This is a genomic window from Mechercharimyces mesophilus, from assembly GCF_059818345.1.
This window is the reverse complement of record NZ_JCBAPH010000001.1, coordinates 1,544,200-1,564,571: the sequence shown is the minus strand read 5'-3', so window position 1 is coordinate 1,564,571 and position 20,372 is coordinate 1,544,200. Positions and strand designations below refer to the sequence as shown.

15 protein-coding genes are annotated in these 20,372 nt (G+C 45.5%); 10 read left to right on the top strand and 5 right to left on the bottom strand.

What is annotated here, in order from left to right:
* Nucleotides 1–46: 46 nt before the first annotated feature.
* Both AC6RGY_RS07610 and AC6RGY_RS07605 read left to right on the top strand, forming a co-directional pair.
* Nucleotides 47–2,065 carry a DUF7948 domain-containing protein gene (locus tag AC6RGY_RS07610; RefSeq protein ID WP_499861357.1) on the top strand — a complete coding sequence of 673 codons (2,019 nt, stop codon included), beginning with the start codon at nucleotides 47–49 and terminating at the stop codon, nucleotides 2,063–2,065.
* Nucleotides 2,066–2,252: 187 nt separating this feature from the next.
* Nucleotides 2,253–4,304, top strand: a complete 2,052-nt coding sequence (locus AC6RGY_RS07605) for an SBBP repeat-containing protein (RefSeq protein ID WP_499861355.1) — start codon at nucleotides 2,253–2,255, stop codon at nucleotides 4,302–4,304.
* Nucleotides 4,305–4,403: 99 nt separating this feature from the next.
* Here the strand turns inward: AC6RGY_RS07605 and AC6RGY_RS07600 are convergent, their stop codons facing one another.
* Nucleotides 4,404–5,336 (bottom strand): vanadium-dependent haloperoxidase, encoded by a 933-nt coding sequence (locus AC6RGY_RS07600; protein ID WP_499861353.1) that lies wholly within the window; start codon nucleotides 5,334–5,336, stop codon nucleotides 4,404–4,406.
* A 474-nt stretch (nucleotides 5,337–5,810) separates the two neighbouring features.
* On the bottom strand, nucleotides 5,811–6,716 hold the full coding sequence (locus AC6RGY_RS07595; protein ID WP_499861352.1) for a LysR family transcriptional regulator: 906 nt from the start codon (nucleotides 6,714–6,716) through the stop codon (nucleotides 5,811–5,813).
* Between the two features lie 169 nt (nucleotides 6,717–6,885).
* Here AC6RGY_RS07595 and AC6RGY_RS07590 point away from each other — a divergent pair, with 169 nt between their 5' ends.
* The 6 genes from AC6RGY_RS07590 to AC6RGY_RS07565 all read left to right on the top strand — a co-directional run bounded on the left by AC6RGY_RS07590 (nucleotide 6,886) and on the right by AC6RGY_RS07565 (nucleotide 14,102).
* Nucleotides 6,886–9,060, top strand: a complete 2,175-nt coding sequence (locus AC6RGY_RS07590) for a malate synthase G (protein WP_499861350.1) — start codon at nucleotides 6,886–6,888, stop codon at nucleotides 9,058–9,060.
* Between the two features lie 152 nt (nucleotides 9,061–9,212).
* On the top strand, nucleotides 9,213–10,538 hold the full coding sequence (locus tag AC6RGY_RS07585) for an FAD-dependent oxidoreductase (RefSeq protein ID WP_499861348.1): 1,326 nt from the start codon (nucleotides 9,213–9,215) through the stop codon (nucleotides 10,536–10,538).
* A 97-nt stretch (nucleotides 10,539–10,635) separates the two neighbouring features.
* Complete coding sequence (locus tag AC6RGY_RS07580) at nucleotides 10,636–11,799, top strand: ABC transporter ATP-binding protein (protein WP_499861346.1); 1,164 nt, start codon at nucleotides 10,636–10,638, stop codon at nucleotides 11,797–11,799.
* A 27-nt stretch (nucleotides 11,800–11,826) separates the two neighbouring features.
* Complete coding sequence (locus AC6RGY_RS07575; RefSeq protein WP_499861343.1) at nucleotides 11,827–12,474, top strand: ABC transporter permease; 648 nt, start codon at nucleotides 11,827–11,829, stop codon at nucleotides 12,472–12,474.
* Between the two features lie 65 nt (nucleotides 12,475–12,539).
* Nucleotides 12,540–13,409, top strand: coding sequence for an osmoprotectant ABC transporter substrate-binding protein (locus tag AC6RGY_RS07570; RefSeq protein ID WP_499861486.1), 870 nt, complete (start codon nucleotides 12,540–12,542; stop codon nucleotides 13,407–13,409).
* Between the two features lie 18 nt (nucleotides 13,410–13,427).
* Nucleotides 13,428–14,102 carry an ABC transporter permease gene (locus AC6RGY_RS07565; protein ID WP_499861341.1) on the top strand — a complete coding sequence of 225 codons (675 nt, stop codon included), beginning with the start codon at nucleotides 13,428–13,430 and terminating at the stop codon, nucleotides 14,100–14,102.
* Between the two features lie 69 nt (nucleotides 14,103–14,171).
* On the opposite strand, the gene AC6RGY_RS07560 is transcribed toward AC6RGY_RS07565, so the two are convergent.
* Both AC6RGY_RS07560 and AC6RGY_RS07555 read right to left on the bottom strand, forming a co-directional pair.
* Nucleotides 14,172–15,383: a peroxidase family protein gene (locus AC6RGY_RS07560; protein ID WP_499861339.1), complete on the bottom strand. Its 1,212-nt coding sequence runs from the start codon at nucleotides 15,381–15,383 to the stop codon at nucleotides 14,172–14,174.
* Nucleotides 15,384–15,838: 455 nt separating this feature from the next.
* Entirely contained in the window at nucleotides 15,839–16,270 is a 432-nt protein-coding gene (locus tag AC6RGY_RS07555; protein WP_499861336.1) for a VOC family protein, read from the bottom strand.
* A gap of 287 nt (nucleotides 16,271–16,557) precedes the next feature.
* Here AC6RGY_RS07555 and AC6RGY_RS07550 point away from each other — a divergent pair, with 287 nt between their 5' ends.
* On the top strand, nucleotides 16,558–18,609 hold the full coding sequence (locus tag AC6RGY_RS07550) for an SBBP repeat-containing protein (protein ID WP_499861485.1): 2,052 nt from the start codon (nucleotides 16,558–16,560) through the stop codon (nucleotides 18,607–18,609).
* A gap of 80 nt (nucleotides 18,610–18,689) precedes the next feature.
* Here the strand turns inward: AC6RGY_RS07550 and AC6RGY_RS07545 are convergent, their stop codons facing one another.
* The gene (locus AC6RGY_RS07545) at nucleotides 18,690–19,223 is read right to left on the bottom strand and encodes a GNAT family N-acetyltransferase (protein ID WP_499861334.1); all 534 of its coding nucleotides are present in this window, start codon (nucleotides 19,221–19,223) and stop codon (nucleotides 18,690–18,692) included.
* Nucleotides 19,224–19,401: 178 nt separating this feature from the next.
* Between AC6RGY_RS07545 and rarD the strand changes: the two genes are divergently transcribed.
* Nucleotides 19,402–20,316: an EamA family transporter RarD gene (rarD, locus tag AC6RGY_RS07540; RefSeq protein ID WP_499861332.1), complete on the top strand. Its 915-nt coding sequence runs from the start codon at nucleotides 19,402–19,404 to the stop codon at nucleotides 20,314–20,316.
* Nucleotides 20,317–20,372: the final 56 nt, after the last annotated feature.

The following is a 20,372-nucleotide window of genomic DNA, read 5'->3' as shown; positions in this document are numbered from 1 at the left end:
TCATTGCATAAACCAATGGGATGATATGCGAAGGGAGAGATTCAGGATGAAAGAGCGACAAAGAGTTTTACCCGGCTCTTACGGGTTCAAACCATGCGAAGGTCATAGTAACAAGGGTTTTTATATAGAGAAAAATAGCGGAATTCAGTTATTTTTTTTATCCAGCGGCGTGCGGATTACGCTAGATGAATCCTGCGAGTTGATGCTACGGTTTGTTGGTATGCGTGAGGCGACATTGCCCCGGAAAGTGATCGACGGATCGATGCAGATCCTTCTCTATGAAGGGGTGTGGAAGGGGATCGACGTGGTTTTTTATGAGCTGGAAGATGCCTTGAAGTATGACATACATGTCCACCCCGACGCGTCTGTTGAAGATATCTGCCTGGCTTATGAAGGGGACGGTGAAGTTCTACTAAGCAAGCAGGGGAAATTGCTTGTTCAAACATCCCAAGGGGTAATTTGTGAGGAGAAGCCGGTCAGTTATCAGGTGGTCGGTGGAGAAAGAAGAGAGGTTCGGTCGCGGTTTAAACTGATTGACAGACGAACATTTGGTTTTGAGGTGGGCGTTATAGACGAAAACTGCGAGTTGTTGGTGATTGATCCCGTGGTTTTCTACTCCACCTATCTAGGGGGACGCCGGCTGGATATGGGCAATAGCATAGCGGTGGACGATCAGTATTGTGCGTATGTGACAGGTCTTACTTCATCTCCTAACTTTCCAATAACCCCAGGTTCTTTTGAGACAATTTATTTAGGGGCAAGTGATGCTTTTGTCAGCAAACTAAACCAGTCAGGCTCTTCGTTGATTTATTCGACTTATGTTGGTGGAAGCCGATTTGATGTGGGGAACGGTATTGCAGTAGATGAGAATGCCAATGCTTATGTGACAGGTGCGACTCGCTCCGTTGATTTTCCTATCACTTCAGATGCCTTTCAGACACAATTGGCAGGAGATTTTGATGCGATGGTGTTTAAGTTAAATCCAACCGGATCGACCTTGATCTACTCGACTTACTTAGGTGGAAGTAGGTTTGACGTTGGGAATGGCATCGCCTTGGATCAAGGGAGAAATGTGTTTGTAACGGGAGGGACTTCTTCTACTGATTTTCCAATTAGTACGGGTGCCTTTCAGACCACGCTATCTGGTGTCCGAAATGCTTTTGTAACCAAGCTCAATACAACTGGGTCTGCCCTTCTTTATTCGACCTACTTAGGAGGGACTCGGTTTGAAGAAGCGTTCGGTATTGGATTGGATGGAGAGAATGCCTATGTAACGGGTCGGACGGATTCAGACGACTTTCCGGTAACGACTGGCGCCTTTCAGACACGATTTGGTGGAGTCGCAGATGCTTTTATCACGAAGTTAAATGAGATGGGGACGTCACTTGTCTATTCGACTTACTTAGGGGGAACCGGATTTGATATAGGACTAGGTCTTGCTTTAGATGAGGGGACCAATGTGTATGTAACAGGGCCAACCGAATCAACAAATTTCCCAACAACACCAACTGCTTTTCAAACCATCTTTGGAGGAGGCTCAGAGGCTGTCTTTGTTACCAAGTTGAACTCGGCGTTAGGCACTTTGGTGTATTCGACTTACATCCATGGGAGTCGTAGTGAAAGAGGGGAAGGAATGGATGTAGATTCCCTAGGAGCAGCTTGGATAACAGGTAGGACACAATCGACAAACTATCCGGTAACATCGGATGCTTTTCAAGACTCTTTAGCGGGTGTACAGAATGCTTTTGTGACGCAATTAAATTTCTCTGGTCAAGGACTTTCTTTTTCTTCGTATCTAGGAGGAGATACTGAAGAACTTGGAATTAGCGTTGTGGTGGATGACGTGGACCGTGCCTACTTCACTGGGTTTACTGCCTCCAATAACTTTCCTGTTACTTTCAACGCCTTGCAAAAACAATTTGGTGGAGAGGTGGACGCTTATATCACCAAAGTAGGATCGCTGGTCGGAGCGACCGGGCCTATGGGAGCGACGGGGCTTGCTGGTCCGCGTGGACCGAGAGGAGCAAGAGGTGCACCCGGTACACGCGAAGGAGAGTTTAGCTGAATTCTTCTGAGTAAAGTAGATGAATAAGGCGCGCGTGCTGACTTTCTTCCGTGTGACTTTAGGAAAGAAGCAAAACTAGGTACGGAAATGCTTGATCTCAATATATGAAAGTGTACGTGTACAGGCTAAAAAAAAGATGGTCACATCATAGGTTCATGATTAGGGCAATGAAAAGGAGAGGTGTGGCATGAATGTGAAGAGTGTTAGGTCAACACCATTATTGTTTATGGAATGTTATGACAAAAGAGGGTTCGTTACGGCAGACCAGAGGGGACAATTCTCATTTCTGCCGGAAGGAGTACGGCTGGAGCTAGTGAAATCTTCTCCGTTACTGTTACGGTTTGTGAATGTATGTAAGAAAGTGATTCCTAAAGGAGTAGAGAAAAGCGGACGAGGTTTTGAGCGCGTCGTGTACGAAGGGGTATGGCCCGGAATCGACCTCGTCTTTTCAGGAGATGGGAGGCAGTTGAAGTATGATGTGGTGGTGCATCCTGGGGCATGTTTCGCAGGTAGGCGTTTGAAATATGAAGGGGCGATCGGGAAGGAGATCAGTACACAAGGGGAGCTGTTGGTCTATACTACTGGCGGAATTCTTCGGGAAGGAAAGCCAATCAGTTACCAGCAAGAGGGAGGGGAATCGCTTGAAACCCATTTCATCCTTGATCCTGACGGCAGCTTTGGTTTTCGAATCGAAGGAGACTATGATAAAAAAGAGATCTTGATCATTGATCCCAATATCATCTACTCCACCTATGTAGGGGGATCAGGGGGGGACAGTGCCAGTGGCATTTCAGTCGACACCTCAGGAAACGCTTATATAACAGGCATTACAAGTTCTGCCGATTTTCCTGTGACCAGTGGCGTATTCCAGGCTACTCTTGCAGGGTTTGTGAATGCTTTTGTCACCAAGCTGAATGCAGAGGGAAGTTCCCTGCTCTATTCCACCTATTTAGGTGGGTCATTTCTTGACAATGGGTTCGGTATTGATATCAATTCGTCAAATGAGGTGTTTGTAACAGGACAGACTCAATCCACTGATTTCCCAGTGACCAGTGGCGCATTCCAATCCACCCTACAGGGAGGAATTTGTGCTTTTGTGACAAGGTTGAATGGTTCTGGATCTACTTTGCTCTATTCTACCTACTTAGGTGCGATGGCAGGGGGGAATAAACTAGCCCTTGATGAAGCGGATAATGCTTATATCGTGGGGTTGACAAATTCGAGCAACTTTCCTGTGACGACAGGGGCCTTTCAGACCATTTTTGGTGGCGTAAGTGATGCCTTTCTGACGAAGCTTAATTCCCAAGGGTCTGCCCTTCTTTTTTCCACATTTTTAGGAGGAAATGCCAACGATGTTGGCACAGGGGTTACCCTTGATGATCTGAACAATGCCTATATAACAGGCGGTACATCATCCAATAACTTCCCCACAACGATGGGGGCTTTTCAAGTTACCCTCTTTGGGCTTCGAAGTGCTTTTGTGACGAAGTTGAATGCTCAGGGATCTTCTCTCCTCTATTCCACGTATCTTGGTGGTACAACGTCTGATAGTGGGAACGAGATTGTCGTGGATTCGTTTCGTCTAGCCTACGTGGTAGGGTCCACTCAATCTACTGATTTCCCCACGACGAACACAGCCTTTCAGACACAATTTGGTGGAGGGACGTTCGATGCGTTTGTTAGCAAGTTGAATGAGACGGGATCGTCTCTTCTCTTCTCCACTTATTATGGAGGAAGTGATGACGATACAGGCAACTCTCTTTCCCTCGATTCGTTTTTCAATGTGTGGCTGACTGGACGAACATGTTCGACAGATCTGCCCCTTACTTCCGATGCGTACCAAGCAAATTATGGGGGACCAGTAGGAAGTAGTAATAGCGACATTTTTGTCACGCAGCTCGCTTCCTCGGGGAGAGGAATTCAGTACGCTACCTACTTAGGTGGAAGGAATGCAGGTGACTCTGGCTTAGGCATTAAAGTGGATCAGAATAACCGCAATGATGTGTATGTTGCGGGATTTGCTGCAGATGATTTTCCCACTTTGCCGGGAGCTTTTCAGTCCATGAACCCAGGGAGTACGAGTGCCTTTGTCTTAAAGCTATCCCCCTTAACAGGGATTGGTGCGACAGGTCCTACTGGATCTACAGGAGCAGTAGGTCCACAAGGACCGAGGGGAAGACGTGGACCAAGAGGGCCGAGGGGGCCTCGTGGTACTGGGGAAGGAGAGATGGGAGTGTAGAATGGCGGGAATAAGAGAAGTGAAAGGGGGAGCGGGTTCGTTTCAAATCGGTAGGAGGATAAGGGAGAGATTAACAAGAAGATTTGCTTTCATGAGAGGTTAATCATTGCGGACGAGTGACTGGCAAAAATCAGTGAAATTGAAGGGGATCACTTGTTTGTAAGGTGGAGGAGGCAGTTGGGCATTTAGGTTGGTCTGGATAGGCCGATCGATGAGTTGTCCGCGACAATCTCGTTGTTTGGATAAAATACTGACAGCATGACGTCCCACTTCTCTACCGAGTGCGAGTCCTTGTATATTATCAATCGGGAAATGAACACCTGCAAATAAACGTGAGACAGAACATTCTATTGCGAGGGCACGTAAACGCTCACTCTCGCCCGGAAAGAAATAGCTAAGGACAACTTGCATGCTACCGGCAATGGCGGAGTGTCCAGATGCATAGGTGGGAAAACGGGGAGTGCAGACGACTGTTGCTAAAGTGCGGTCCATTTGGTTGGGACGCGCGACGTCATACAAATACTTGTAAAACCAAGAGACGACGTAAGCATCATTGGCTGCAGCTTGGGCTGCATTGATGATCCTTCCCGAATAGGGGGGAGTGACTATTGGGTCCGCTAATCTAAAGTTTGAATAGGTGTCGATGAGTATGTCGATTAGGGGATTCCATTGTTTTTGCGCAACACCGGTTCCCCAATACTTTGCGAGGGTGATTTGCGCTGGCGTTATGTTTTTTAGTACCTGTTGAACGGCTACTAATTGAGCTGCCCAGTCGATGGTATTGGGATCTCTTAAACCTTTTAAGGGCCTCCCATTGGCGCCGATAAATTGGTTCCATTTATTGCGACGGATAAAGTTCAGGGGCCATGAACCGGCAAAGGGGCTCTCCGGATTTTTAGGTGGTGTTGATTCTCCGGCATAGGGGACCTGTGACCATCTTTCATACGTGAATTTCCTAAATTTCCTTAATGTTTGAGGGCATAGGGTGCTTCCTTTTGTTTTCCTCCTTCTATTGGGAGTGTAATTTCCCATACTCATTCATCCTTTCCCAACAAAGATAGTAGCAGACTTAGATTGCATATATCTCATAACCATTATTAACATACTCTGAATTTTCGGTATTTGCGTGAGATAAATAGCCCCTGTGTAAAATAAATAGATGGCTATAACGAAGGAGAATATCACTATGTAATAAAAAATGAAGCGTCTGTCCCACTTGGTAAAAATTAGTTTCGTTAAACGAAAAATTCACCATAGAAGATAAGGGTGAAAGCTCATTCTAAGAATGGTTGAAAGATGACGCCACCATCAACCACGCACCGAGAGAACCTGATCATCCCATGTTGCTGTTTTCATCCGGGGCGTGTGGAGTAGACCATGAGTGTTTTTGATAAAAGGACCGCTAGGACAGTTAGAGTGCCAGGATTGGCGCGTACCACGAGGGGAAAGGGAGTGCGTGGTTAAGGTAGTGGAAGAGGGCTTAGTGAAGCCGAACCTCAATCATCATCATGTTGTTGACGACCAAGCCTTATCTTCACTCACATATTGCTGGGTGAGGTTGATAAATTCTCGTACAGCAAAGGGAATGTATTTATTTTTCTTGGTAATCATCGTGAGTTCTAGTCGTGCAGTGGAGTTGACCAATGGAATGGACTTGATGTTGGGGTTGATGATTTCACTTGCTACCCTACTGGGCAATAAGGCGATCCCCAATTTGGCTTCCACCATCTGAAGCATAAAATCTCGTTGTGAGCTGTGGCAGACTACATTGGGGTAAAAGCCATTTCTGGTACAATCATCGACAATGCGATCATGGAGAGTAAAATCTTCTCCGAATAGAATAAAAGGCTCATTCTCCAATTCCTTTAAGTCGATAAAGGGGCTGGAGGATAAATGATTCTTGTGGTGAACCATCACATTTAAGGGGTCATTGGTCATTTTTATCATTTCGAAGCGGTTTTTATCAGGGGTGTTACAGACGAGTCCAATATCCAAGGAACCCTCTGCTACTCCCTGTTTAATCCGTTTTGAACCCACTTCGCTTAACAACAAGTTGACAAGGGGGTATTTTTCGATGTAGAGACTAATCAATGTTGAAAAGAAAGAGGCACCAATAATAGGGGGGACACCAATCTTGATTTCTCCTTTTTTTAAACCGATGACCTCATCCAATTCAGAATTAAGGTTGTCGAAAGCACTGAGAACTTCTTTGGCGTTGGTCAATACAGCCTGCCCGGCATCGGTTAGTTCCAGTGTTTTCGAGCGGTAAAACAAAGGAACCCCTAGCTTCTCTTCCAATTGTTTTACCGCTTTACTAAGAGAGGGTTGGGAAACATGGAGGGCCATGGCCGCTTTTGTGAAGCTGAGTCGTTTGGCTACCTCTGAGAAATACTCTAGTTGTCTGATATCCATCGCGATCACTCCCGAATCTATTATAATATAGTATTCTATTTTTGCATAACACAAATTCGATATATGTATTTTTATAATGAATCCAGGTATTATATGATGATTAAAGTAAGGCATGCAGGAAACAGGGCGACATCTAGAAGATGGCCCGAATCATGAGGGGGAGGACTTTGTGAAAAACTATAAAACGTTCGGCAACATTCAGGTGAACCCTACCTTCGTTGAGTTCATTGAAAATGAGGCTCTGCCAAACAGTGGCGTCTCAAGTGAAACATTTTGGTCTGGGTTGGATGAGATCATTCATGACTTGGCTCCTAAAAACAAAGCGCTACTAGATAAAAGAGAACAGATTCAGGAAAATATGAATAAATGGTATAAAACAAATGACAAAATGGATCATGATTCTTATAAAGCCTTTCTCAAAGAATTAAATTATATCGAGCCGGAAGTAGAAGACTTTCAAATCGGTACGCAAAACATTGATGACGAAATTGCACTGAAACCAGGTCCGCAGTTGGTCGTCCCTGCCAGCAATGCCCGCTATGCCATTAATGCGGCGAACGCACGGTGGGGAAGCCTTTATGATGCATTGTATGGCACGGATGTGATTAGTGAGGAAGATGGCGCAGAAGCGGGCGCGAAGTATAATCCTGTTCGAGGGAAAAAAGTGATCCAGTATGCCAAAGAGCTACTTGATCGGATCTTCCCATTAGCAGAAGGATCTCACAAAGAAGTGGAGTCCTATCGCATCGTAGCGGGTTCGTTGTCTGCCCAGTTAAAAGGTGGAGCGATCACCGGTTTGCAAGAGAACAATCAACTAGCAGGCTATAATGGTGCAGAAGAAAAACCGGAGAACATCTTGTTCGTTAATCATGGTATTCACGTCGAGGTTCAAATCGATCCCAATCATCCGATTGGAAAGACTGATTTAGCTGGAGTGAAGGATCTGTTGGTTGAATCGGCCATTACGACGATCATGGACTTTGAAGATTCGGTGGCGGCAGTGGATGCAGCAGATAAAGTGGCTGTTTATCGCAATTGCTTGGGACTGTTAAAAGGAGACCTCTCTGTCACCTTTACCAAGGGGGATAAAACGGTGACGCGCCGGATGAATCCAGATCGGACGTATACGAAGCCGAATGGAGAGAAGCTCACCTTATCTGGTCGTTCGCTTATGTTCATTCGAAATGTGGGTCATCTGATGACGACTGATGCCGTACTCGACCAGCAGGGGCAAGAGGTACCGGAAGGGATTTTGGATGCGGTTGTAACCGGTCTCATCGCGAAGCAAGACACCTTGCAGAATGGGCCGTACCAAAACTCTGCGAAAGGTTCCATCTACATCGTGAAGCCCAAAATGCATGGCTCAGAAGAAGTGGCGTTTGCCAATGAACTATTTAACCGGACCGAAGACCTCTTTTCCTATCCACGCCACACCATCAAAATTGGTGTAATGGATGAAGAACGACGCACTTCGCTTAATCTGAAAGCATGCATTAAGCAGGTGAAGGATCGAGTTGCTTTTATCAACACCGGTTTCCTTGATCGTACAGGGGATGAAATGCATACCTCAATGGAAGTGGGACCTGTAATTCGAAAAGCAGATATGAAAGGCTCCACTTGGTTTACCAGTTATGAAAAGTCCAATGTCCAGTCGGGCCTTGCTACTGGTTTTTATAAAAAAGCGCAGATTGGCAAAGGCATGTGGCCAATGCCGGATCTCATGGCTGAGATGGTACGTACCAAGGTAGGACATCTAAAAGCAGGGGCCAACACGGCATGGGTTCCGTCGCCAACGGCTGCGACGCTGCATGCTCTTCACTACCTTGAGGTAGATGTAATGGAGATTCAACAGGAATTGGTGCAAGACGATTCCAACTACCTCGACGACATGTTGCAGTTGCCGATGGCAAGTGAGCGAAAGTGGACACCGGAAGAAATTCAGGAGGAGCTAGATAACAATGCACAGGGTATTCTAGGTTATGTTGTCCGCTGGATTGACCAAGGAATCGGTTGTTCCAAAGTTCCTAATCTCAATCATGTGGAATTGATGGAAGACCGCGCGACATTAAGAATTTCGAGTCAACACATTACGAACTGGCTTTACCATGGCGTTGTATCCAAAGAGCAAGTAATGGAAGCGTTCCAACGGATGGCCAAATTGGTAGACGAGCAAAACGCGGGTGACCCGAATTACCGGCCTATGTCCAGTAATTACGATCAATCGATTGCGTTCCAAGCGTCCTGCAATCTCGTTTTCAACGGTCGTGAGCAACCCAATGGATATACGGAACCCATCTTGCATCGTCGCCGGAAGGAAGCGAAAGCAAAAGGAATCGCAAATTAAGTAGAAATCTTGGGCGGTTTATATAAGTTGAGTGAGAAGTAGCATGAACCCCTCATCCTGTCTTCTACTAGGTTCTAGTGATGACATGGTTGAGGGCGCTGCCACTCAACTTGATAGATGCTCATAAAATAAGCTAATTGGGGGATCTCACCTTGAGTACAGACAATATCAAAGCAGATGTAGTGGTCATCGGCGGGGGGTCAGCTGGCGTGGGTGCAGCGATTGCCGCGGCCAGAAAAGGGCTTAAAACTTACCTAATCGAACCCACTGATTTACTGGGTGGCATTGTTGCCAAAACGTTAGGGATGCCAGTAGATGGTGCCTATCCCAAAGGCAAATCCATTGGTGGAATCTGTGAAGAGTGGTTGGAATCGCTCTACAACCATGAACCTTCAGCTGCGGTGAGAAGAGAGTGCCTGCTACCGGGATTTGAAGATGGACTAGCACGAGAAGTCATGTATGATCCTGATATAGCCGTGCACAAGCTATTTGAAATGGTAGAAGAGGCTGGAGTTCATTTGTTGCTCAATACCATGGCTGTTGATGTCACCATGGATGAGAACAAAGTGAAAAGCGTCACCTATTATGACCGAAAAGGGCAACATCAAATGGATGCCAAAGTCGTGATTGACACCTCAGGTGATGGCGACATTGCTTATAAAGCAGGAATTCCTTTTGAAATGGGTGACGAAAAAGGCGATATGATGGGTGCAACGCTCACCTTCCTCATGCAAAATGTAGATGTTGATCAAGCGTTTGATGGAGTGGAAGACCCATTCAGAAGAGAGTTAGTCAAAAAAGGGATTGAAGAAAAAAGGCTTAATGAGGACATGTACAACATCTATATGATGCCTGGTTTCCGTCCGGGGACAGTTTATTTTAATAGTGTTCACATCAAAGGAATCGATGGAACCAATCCGGATGAAGTACAAAAAGGGACCATTGAGGCGAGAAAGCAAGCGTATGAATTGATCAAGTTTGTGAAAGAAGAAGTTCCTGGCTTTGAAAAAGCGGAATTGGAGCAAATGGCGCCAACACTAGGGATCCGTGAAACACGGAGACTAGAAGGAATGTATACCTTGACAAAGGATGACATCTTAAGCGGTGCGAAATTTGAAGATGGAATCGCTTGTTGTGATTGTACGATTGATGATGTGGTTCGTGGTGAAGGAAAAGATAGTAAAGTGACCCACGTTTCCCTTATCGATAGAGGGGTTTACTACCACGTTCCTTATCGTTCTCTCTGTCCGCAGGAAGTAGAGAATGTCTTGTTTGCAGGTAGGTGCTTCTCTGCTGATACACAAGCTTTTGCTTCCGCACGTGGGATTTCAACCAGCATCATCATGGGACAAGCATGTGGTACCGCGGCTTATTTGGCCATTAAAGGCAACACCACAGTACAAGAGATTGATTTTAAAGAACTGACAAGTGATTTGACCGCTCAGGGAGTGAATGGCATTGGAGATCATGCTCTCTAATGCGTAAGGATGACTCTTTTTGGCTGGAGTCCCTGGCGAATCTGGATTCCAGCCACCTTGTAAAGGGTGGAACGAAACTCATGGAGGTGTTTTTTACTTGCTAGAATTCAATCAGGTAACGAAGGTGTACGGCGGGAACAAAAAAGCTGTCGATGGATTATCTTTAAAGATTGATAAAGGCGAGTTTGTTGTTTTTATTGGACCAAGTGGTTGTGGTAAAACCACTACGATGAAGATGGTGAATCGCTTAATCGAAACAAGTGAAGGCCGTATTACGATTGAAGGCGAAGATATCGTTCAGAAAGACATAGTCGAACTAAGGCGCTCGATCGGTTATGTGATTCAGCAAATCGGCTTGTTCCCACATATGACGATCTATGAGAATATTACGCTTGTACCGAAACTATTGAAATGGCCAGAAGAGAAGCGTAAAGAGAGAGCACAAGAATTGCTTGAGCTGGTTGAGATGGATGCCAGCTACATGGAGAAATACCCCCACGAATTAAGTGGTGGTCAGCAACAACGCATCGGGGTTTTACGGGCATTGGCGGCCAATCCTCCACTAATCTTGATGGATGAGCCTTTTGGCGCTTTGGATCCGATTACTAGGGATTCACTACAACAAGAGTTTAAGGCGCTACAAAAATCGCTCGGTAAGACCATAGTCTTTGTTACGCATGATATGGATGAAGCCATTAAGCTAGCAGATCGAATTGTTATCATGCGAGAGGGCCAAATTGTTCAAGTCGGAACGCCGAGTGAAATCTTAAGAAACCCAGCAGATGAATTTGTAAAAGAATTTGTCGGCAAAGAGCGGTTAATCGAAAGCGATCCGAGTGATCAGACGGTTGAACAGATCATGAGTACCGATGCGGTTACCGTTGCGGAAAACCAGCTACTGGCAGATGCAATCAAAGTAGTGAAGGAGCATCGTGTGGATACCGCGCTCGTCGTAGGCGCCGATCGCAAGCTCAAAGGATTTATTGATATTGATACCATTAATAAACATCATAAAGAGAATCCTGAAGTCGGCAATGTAGTAAAAGAGATTCCTTATGTAGCAGAAGAAGGGACTCCAATTGCAGAGGTTATTCGTAAATTGATCATTAGTGAAGTGAAGTATGTACCGGTTATTGATAAGGAGGAACACCTCTTAGGGATCATCACGGGTGCAAGCCTGGCTGATGTTGTTTATGAAAAGATTTGGGGAGAAGAGAATGGCCCTCAAGGCACTCTGAATGAAAAGGAGAAGATGGCCTAAATTACGCATTAGAGAGGAGGCAGATCATTGATCGAATTTATTCATGCCAATGGGAGCGAGTTGCTCCTCAAAACATGGGAACACTTTTATATTTCCTTATTGGCGATGCTCAGCGGGGTCATTGTGGCTGTGCCACTCGGCGTCGCTTTAACCCGCACACCCAAAATAGCTGGCTTTGTGATTGGGATTGCGGGTGTAGTCCAGACATTTCCCAGCCTTGCGATCCTTGCGTTCTTCATTCCGATTTTAGGAGTAGGTCAGGTGCCTGCTATTACCGCTTTGTTCTTTTACTCAGTGCTACCGATTTTAAGAAATACCTATACAGGAGTGAAAGATGTGAACAAGGACTTGCTGGAGGCAGGAAGAGGAATGGGCATGAGCAGTTGGGAGCGAATCATCGGTGTGGAAATCCCACTGGCAATGCCGATTATCATGGCAGGGATTCGTGTAGCAACCGTATACCTCATTGGTTGGGCAACACTTGCTTCCTTTATTGGTGCGGGTGGACTGGGAGATTACATTTTTCTCGGGTTAAACTTGTATCGCCCTGACTATATCATTGCGGGTGCGGTTCCAGTGACGATCCTCGCTTTAATCACCGATTTCTTGTTAGGGAAGCTAGAGTTTCGATTGATTCCAAAAGGCATCCGTCGTTCACAAAAAGCGACATCGTAAGGGGGGATAAAACGGTGCTAAAAAAGAGTATAACCAGTATCATTGCTTGTTTGATCGTCGTAACCATGCTGAGTGGCTGTTCGCTACCAGGACTTAGTGGACCAGCAGATAAAACCATCAAGGTAGGGACCTTTGACTTTGCGGAAGCCTCCATTATGGGGAGAATGGTAAAGCAGATGATCGAACATCATTCCGATCTGAGTGTGGAGATGGTGGATGGGCTAGGTTCCTCTATTGTCCAGCATAAAGCGATGGAGGGCGGAGATATTGATATTTCGGCTACTCGCTATACAGGCTCCGAGTTAGCGGGCACCCTCGGGATGGACTTAGTCAAAGATCCGGAGGAAGCGATGAACATTGTGCAGACGGAATTTGACAAGCAGTTTGACCAAGTATGGTTCGATTCCTTTGGTTTTGCCAATTCCTATGCATTTACTGTTACAGAGGAATTAGCAGAAAAAGAAAACCTAAAAACCGTATCCGATTTGGAGCCACTCGCTTCTTCCTTGAAGCTCGGAGTGGACAGTGACTGGATCAAACGGCCCGGTGTCGGTTATGAAGCATTTAAAGAAACCTATGGCTTTGAATATGAAAAGGCCTATCCGATGCAAATTGGTTTGGTCTATGAAGCGGTAGACAACGGCAAAATGGATGTTGTTCTCGCTTATACAACGGATGGCCGTCTAGAAGCGTTTGGTCTGACAGCATTAGAAGATGATAAACAACTGTTCCCACCCTACGATGCGTCTCCGGTCGTGCGGGGAGAGACATTAGAGGAACATCCAGAGATTCGTGATATCCTGGAGAAAATGAGTGGGCAGATCAGTACAGAAGAGATGCGGAAAATGAACTACGAGTCAGATGTGAAGATGAAAGAACCGGCTGTTGTAGCTAAAGAGTTCTTAGAGGAGAACAATTACTTCGAAGATCAGTAAATAGGAGGTGGTATTATTTTGGAGACAATCGAACAATTCGTTCACTATTACTCGCTTAACTGGGAATATGTTTTGGAGCAGTTTTTCCGTCACTTTCTCATGTCTTTCTATGGAGTTCTCTTTGCTGCATTGGTGGCAATTCCAATAGGAATCTACATTGCCAGGCATCGTAAATTGAGTCCATGGGTCTTCTCCCTTACCAACGTGATTCAGACCATTCCTGCGCTAGCGATGCTCGCGGTTCTGATGCTCGTGATGGGATTAGGCGCAAATACGGTTGTGTTCGCTTTATTTCTCTATTCCTTGCTACCCATCCTAAGAAATACCTACGCCGGTATTACCAATGTGGATCGTGCACTTATCGAGTCCGGCAGAGGAATGGGCATGACCAAAAATCAATTACTGCGGATGGTCGAATTGCCCCTAGCCATGTCTGTAATTCTAGCAGGTTTGCGGACGGCAGTTGTGATTGCGATTGGTATTACGACCATGGGTACCTTTATTGGTGCAGGTGGTCTGGGTGATGTTATCGTTAGAGGAACCAATGCTGCGAGCGGCATGCCCATTATTCTGGCGGGAGCGATACCGACAGCTATCATGGCGATTGGTGCCGATGTGATCCTGGGTGCGTTAGAGAAGTGGCTATCACCAAATAAAAGCCATTCTGACAATCAAGTGAAAACAACAGCTTAACTTTGGTTACAGTCGGAAAGAGGCAATGGGCATTGGGTCCGTTGTCTCTTTTTTGTTTTCATCCGACTCTTATAGAGGCATATGAGCCATTCTTAAAAGATCTACCATCTGAAACTGTCCATCTTTTGCTAAGGGAGGTACCCAATCGGGTTGTCTCTGTAAATAGGATAACGGATCTTCTTGTAGCAGTCCGATCAGTACCTCTGCTACGATGCGTCCTCCTACAGGGCCCAATATTCTTCCTTTTCGCAAAACGTGTGCTTCTCGTAAGATATAAAACCATAAGGGTGTACAACCGGCAAACCCTATCCGTGAGAGATCAGCTAAGTGATGTTTGGATAGAGGGCGAACAGACATCGCTTTGGCAACATTTTCGCCCGAAGGGGAGCCGAATACAAGACCTCGTAACAGGTTTCGCTGAGCAAGGGACTGGAAGGAGGGTAAGGGCAATTGGAAGAGGGGATGGGGGAGGGTTGTGTCGATTTTTTTTGCTGTTTGAGGAGGCGTGTCCATGAGCTTGAAAAGATGCCTCCACTCTACATAGCGCCGCGGGGCTCTTTTGCCACCAGATAAGTCAGGGGGATCAGGGTCATGAGGCGAAATATCTGGATCGAAAAGTGGAGCGGTAAATTCATCATTGACGGTGTAGCTGGAACGAAGTTGACTATGCCCAAAGCGATAAGCTGCTACGGAGAATTCTATGGGGATATAGGGTTTGTTCTGAGGCAAATAAAACTGACGACCATATTGAAGAATATCATCTACGATGCGTTTTCCAACAATGAGAGGCAAGAATTCGTGTAAGACGATCCATTGATAATGCCAACGCACCAGACGCTGTGCTTTGGAGAAGATTTGATGTGAGTCTGTCCCACCCTCTTCTATACGATCCACCATGGCATTATGGAACTTGAGGAAAGCCAGGTGAAGTTGAGAGATAATCAAATTCTCATCATTGCGTGGATCGCCAATCAAAGCTACATTTTTACTATTTCTGGGTAAATCACTCAATGGCCGTAAATCAGGTTGCAGGGACTCGATAAGAAATTTGCGATTATGCGTTGCAGGGTCATAAAGATGCGGAGAGATATGAGGTCCACCAGCATAAAGACTATCCAAATCCAAGGCGGGGGTACGGAAGTTGCGGATTTTTGGGAGAGAAACCGGTTGAGTGAGTGTAGATAGAGGGTCAAAGGTGATATCGTGATCAATAAATTGTCCCAGAAAAGTGATTCCAGCAGGAGTTTCTGGGTTATCTAGATCATATTCAGAGCGGTCCATCATTCCGCCTTTTTTTCCGATTGCGAGTAGTTTCTCGCGAACGATCGTTGTATCTTTTGCAAAAGGAGGGAGTTGGCAAAATATGCGACCAAAATCCCTTCTATTCATTCTTGAACAGGGAGGTTGATTGAACAGTGTAGATTCCTCCTTTCATATTTAATACTATTTTCTATATTCTATATATAAATGTTGCATATTGTTCTAGGGTAATGGTGGAAAGAAAGAGAGCCAGTCATATTTGATGAAAATCACTCGTACTAAGATCTCGAGATTGGCCGGCTGGGGAGGGGATTGGTTGTTAGTAGAGAGTGAATGAAGAATAAGGGTGAGGGATGAAAGAATCTTTGAGGTGAAGAAGTATGAGAACCACGTGATGTCATCGAAACTGATTTTACAAGGTATGTTCTTGTGGCTCTCTTTTCTATATGCCGCGGATAGTTGAGGTGGTCGAAGAATTACTTCTCCTGTTCACCTTCGGTATAGATTTGAAAAGTGACGCCAAACTTGTCCTTGACGAGGCCATAAGCTGGGCTAAAGCTAGTTTCCTGTAGAGGCATTTCTACACTACCTTCTTCTTGCAAGGTGGCGAAAATACGCTTAGATCTCTCTAAATCATCGGTTGAAATACAGATGGATACTTGGTTCCCTGATTGAAGGGGCTGACCAGGGAAGGTATCGGAAAACATGAGAGTGGCATCACCGATAGAGATCATAGCATGTGCGATAAGATCTTTGGTTTCCTCTGAAGTCGGACAGTTGGGGTCCTCTGGCATTTCTCCAAATGTGATGGAAGAGACAGTATCGGCATCGAAGGTCTTTTCATAAAACGAAATCGCTTCTTTTGCATTGCCGTCCATCGTGAGATAGGGAATCAAAGAAAAAGACATGGTGAACCCACCTTTTCGCTTGAATTGTCTGTCTCTATGAGTATATCACATTTGATTTAGAGTGAAAATTGCGATTCTGTTAGGTTGATGTGGACGTTGTGCAATTCTATAGACTAGCATGCAAGCTCTTAAAAAAATCTTGGGTATCATTCAAAAAAAGACCAATCTATTAAATATATGAATAGGACAGCAGAGGATTTTTGATGTCAAAAGGTTGTTTTCCTTATCGATTGAGAGTGATTTCTCATAGAATGGAATATCTAAGGTGGATGGAGGGTGTGTTGGGAATGAGCATGGACAGGAGAAGGGTAAGTGGAAGAGGGCGTTCTACTCCGCTTCCTATAGCAAAAAAAGAGGGGGAAGGATTCAATATTCGCTTAGAAGGAAAAGAAATACAGTTGAGATTTCATCCCCAAGGTGTTTGCTATAAATGGAGTCAGACGGAGTCACTGATGCTTTGTTTTAAAAACGGAAATACCGAGATCAATCCCGAATGGGTGGGGAGTATAGCAGGTTTGGCTTCGTATTCTCAAGCTTACCAATCTGTGGTTTACACAGAGGTGTGGCCGGGAATTGATGTTTTATTTTCGTCATCAGAGGGATATTTCAAATACGATATGCTCCTCAGACCTGGAGCGCAAGTAGAGGACATCCGATTATGCTATGAAGGGGCAAAGGGTATTAGATTAGGTGAAGAAGGCGATCTGCACGTTTACACCTCAAATGGTTTTTTGAGTGAAAAGAAGCCTATGAGCATGCAGGTCTTGAAAGATGAGCAGGTGGAGATTCCTACACGATTCATCTTGTATGAGGATCAGACGATTGGTTTCTCCTTAGAAGCGTCGCATGACCCTTCGCTTCCCTTAACGATCGATCCACTTCTTCTTTTCTCCACTTATTTAGGGGGGAGAGGAGATGATATGGGTCAAGCTGTCGCCGTCAGTACTGCGAACGAGGCCTACGTGACAGGAATTACCTTTTCGGATAATTTTCCTGTTACATCGGGCGTTTTTCAAAGTATGAAGAGAGGGATTAATAATGTCTTTGTGACGCGGTTTAATGCAACGGGGACTTCGCTGATTTACTCCACTTACTTGGGAGGAAGCATGGGGGACTTTGGCTGTGGAGTGGATGTTGATCAAGAAGGCAATGCGTATGTATCAGGGACAACCATATCTCAGGACTTTCCTGTCACGTCGGGAGCTGCGCAGACGGTGTTCTCAGGAACGGAAAGTGATATTTTTATAACCAAAATCGATGCGTCAGGCTCTTCATTAATTTACTCTACTTTGCTTGGTGGAAGACAAAATGATGAAGGAAATGCCTTAGCCATTGACAGCGAGGGGAGTGCTTATGTTACAGGGAGTACGTGTTCAAGAGGATTTCCAGTAACATCAAATGCTTTTCAACGCACCCTCATGGGAGAGCCTTCTGCCTTTGTAACAAAGGTGAGTCCAGATGGGTCGTCATTCGCCTATTCGACTTTCCTAGGAGGCGATCTGGAGGATGGAGGATTTGGGATAGCGGTGGACTCTGATGGCTGTGCTTTTGTAACCGGGTCGACCTTTTCCTTCAACTTTCCTGTCACCAGTGGAGCCTTTCAAACGCAGCTAGCCGGGCTTTCAGATGCGTTTTTGTCGAAATTTAATGCGGAAGGCTCTACCCTTATTTTTTCAACCTATCTCGGCGGTCGTGGTGGTGATGTGGCAAGGGGGGTTACGCTTGATCAAGATGATGACGCCTATATTGTAGGGAATACCGAATCAACGAATTTTCCTGTGACTGCTGGAGCCTTTCAGACGCAAGCACCGGGAGGGGCTCCGTTTGTTACCAAGATGAATGAAACAGGAACTGCACTCGTCTACTCCACCTTTCTGGGAAGTGGGCTGAGTTTCGGAATTGCGGTTGATCCATTTGGGAATGCGTGGGTGACAGGCGAAACAAGCTCCTTGCAATTTCCTGTAACCCCTAATGCGTTTTCCCCTCGATTTAATGGAGGATCAAGTGATGCCTTTCTTTCGCAATTAAGTTTAACGGGTGCCAATCTCCTCTTTTCTTCCTACCTAGGAGGCTCAGATCGAGATAGTGGTTGTGGTGTAGCGGTAGATCAAATGGGTAGTGCTTATGTTGCGGGGGAAACGGAATCCATTGATTTTCCAACAACCCCTGGCGCTTTTCAACGAGCTCTTGCGGGTGGATGTGATGTTTTCACGAGTAAAGTGGGTCAAGTTGGACAAAGAGGTGCGACTGGCCCAACCGGTGCAACGGGAGCCAGAGGTCCTCGTGGACCTCGTGGAGCTAGAGGTCCCCAAGGTGGCGGTGAGCTAAGAGGGAGTTAGAGCTTCTTATTTTGAGTAGACGAAAGAATCGGCTACGCCAGTTTGCTAGGGAGGGCTATCCGATGAGCGATTATTGGTACTCAAGGCGTTTCTTTATTCAGGATCGCGAGAATTTGGTGGTCTTCCCACTTCCCATTGATCTTCACATTTTCTTTTGCGATTCCTTCCTTATGAAAACCAGCTTTTTCTAACAGGCGTATAGAAGCCGGATTACGAGGCATAACTCCTGCTTCAACGCGATGCAACTCCAGATTATGAAAAGCATAGGAGACGGCTAACCGGACGGCTTCGGTCATGTATCCTTTTCCATTATGAGACTTGTCCAGAAAATACCCAATCCAGCAACTTTGCAGAGGGCCCCTTACGACTTCGGATAGAGTTACCGTTCCGATTAAAGTAGGGGTGTTTCTCATGTAGATACCCAATAAATAGTAGTGATCTTTTTGATTTTGTGAGATTCTTTGCTGTTGACCGAGAAGTGTAAAGAACTCCGTTGTCCGTAGGGGGGCATAGGTTTGAAAAAAGGTGCGGTTATGTTGCTCTAATTGCAGTAAGTCCACAGCATCGGCTTCTGTTAGCAGTTGGATGCTAATATGGTTTCCATGTAGGGTCATTATTCTCTCCTTCTATGTTTTGAATTACATATATAGAGCGATTATACCTCGATAGAGAGAAGAGTAGAAATATTTTCTGGGCACATGCCCTGAAGGAATAGGAAAGCAAGATCCATGATTGTCGATGTGTTTGTTATATGGTAGTTTTAGTAGATCGAAGAAGAAAGGGTTGAGGGCGGTGCCATTGGATAAACAGGGGACGCTATATACAGCGTTAGCATATACACTTTGGGGGCTCTTGCCTGCCTATTGGAAGTGGATCGACCATGTCTCCTCGATGGAGATTCTTGCTCATCGTTTTGTGTGGTCATTTGTATTTGTGCTGATCTTAATTGGAGTGACGAGTGGGAAGACGCAACTTTATCAAGTAGTGAAGCAGGTGATGAAAGAGCCACGAACCCTGTTTTATCTCTTCCTTGCCTCTGTATTTATTGGTGTGAACTGGTTTGTTTTTATTTGGGCAGTAACCCATGAAGCCATCTTGGAGACGAGTTTAGGGTATTATATGAATCCACTGATGAGCGTCCTTCTTGGCTTTCTCTTCTTTAAGGAGAGAATGACGATATTACAAACTGTGGCTACCGTGATTGCAGGGGTGGCTGTTCTCTATTCCACCTTTCAACATGGAGAAGTACCGTGGATAGCCCTGCTACTGGCTTTATCATTTGCTTTATATGGGCTAGCGAAAAAATTGCTCCAAGTGAGGCCCCTTCATGGGCTTATGCTTGAGACTTTATTCCTCTTACCGTTAGCCATTGCTTATCTCTTCTATCTTGCCTTTGTTGATCGTATCCAGTTTATAGATGGAAATGGGATGACCACCGTCCTATTGATTGGAGCGGGTGTGGTCACAGCGGTGCCTTTGCTGTTGTTTGCCAAAGGTGCACAGCGTATTCCGATGTATATGATAGGATTTCTGCAATATATTGCTCCATCACTCGCCTTTGTGCTAGGTGTGTTCGTCTACCATGAGCCTTTCACATCGATCCAGGTGGTCACCTTTAGTCTGATCTGGATGGCGGTTGCTCTCTTTACATTTAGTTATACGAAATGGGCGAGGAATAGGCGATGGCGGCAGATGCCGGTGAAATAATTTACGATGAAATAAATGATAGATGCAAAGTGTTTCGCCCGGTCTAATAGACAGGT

Coding starts and splice junctions, on each gene's coding strand:
- AC6RGY_RS07610 (WP_499861357.1), top strand. CDS start 47: ATGAAAGAGCGACAAAGAGTTTTACCCGGCTCTTACGGGTTCAAACCA.
- AC6RGY_RS07595 (WP_499861352.1), bottom strand. CDS start 6,716: ATGGATATCAGACAACTAGAGTATTTCTCAGAGGTAGCCAAACGACTC.
- AC6RGY_RS07545 (WP_499861334.1), bottom strand. CDS start 19,223: ATGACCCTACATGGAAACCATATTAGCATCCAACTGCTAACAGAAGCC.
- AC6RGY_RS07600 (WP_499861353.1), bottom strand. CDS start 5,336: ATGGGAAATTACACTCCCAATAGAAGGAGGAAAACAAAAGGAAGCACC.
- AC6RGY_RS07570 (WP_499861486.1), top strand. CDS start 12,540: ATGCTGAGTGGCTGTTCGCTACCAGGACTTAGTGGACCAGCAGATAAA.
- AC6RGY_RS07560 (WP_499861339.1), bottom strand. CDS start 15,383: ATGGACCGCTCTGAATATGATCTAGATAACCCAGAAACTCCTGCTGGA.
- AC6RGY_RS07555 (WP_499861336.1), bottom strand. CDS start 16,270: ATGTCTTTTTCTTTGATTCCCTATCTCACGATGGACGGCAATGCAAAA.
- AC6RGY_RS07605 (WP_499861355.1), top strand. CDS start 2,253: ATGAATGTGAAGAGTGTTAGGTCAACACCATTATTGTTTATGGAATGT.
- AC6RGY_RS07550 (WP_499861485.1), top strand. CDS start 16,558: ATGAGCATGGACAGGAGAAGGGTAAGTGGAAGAGGGCGTTCTACTCCG.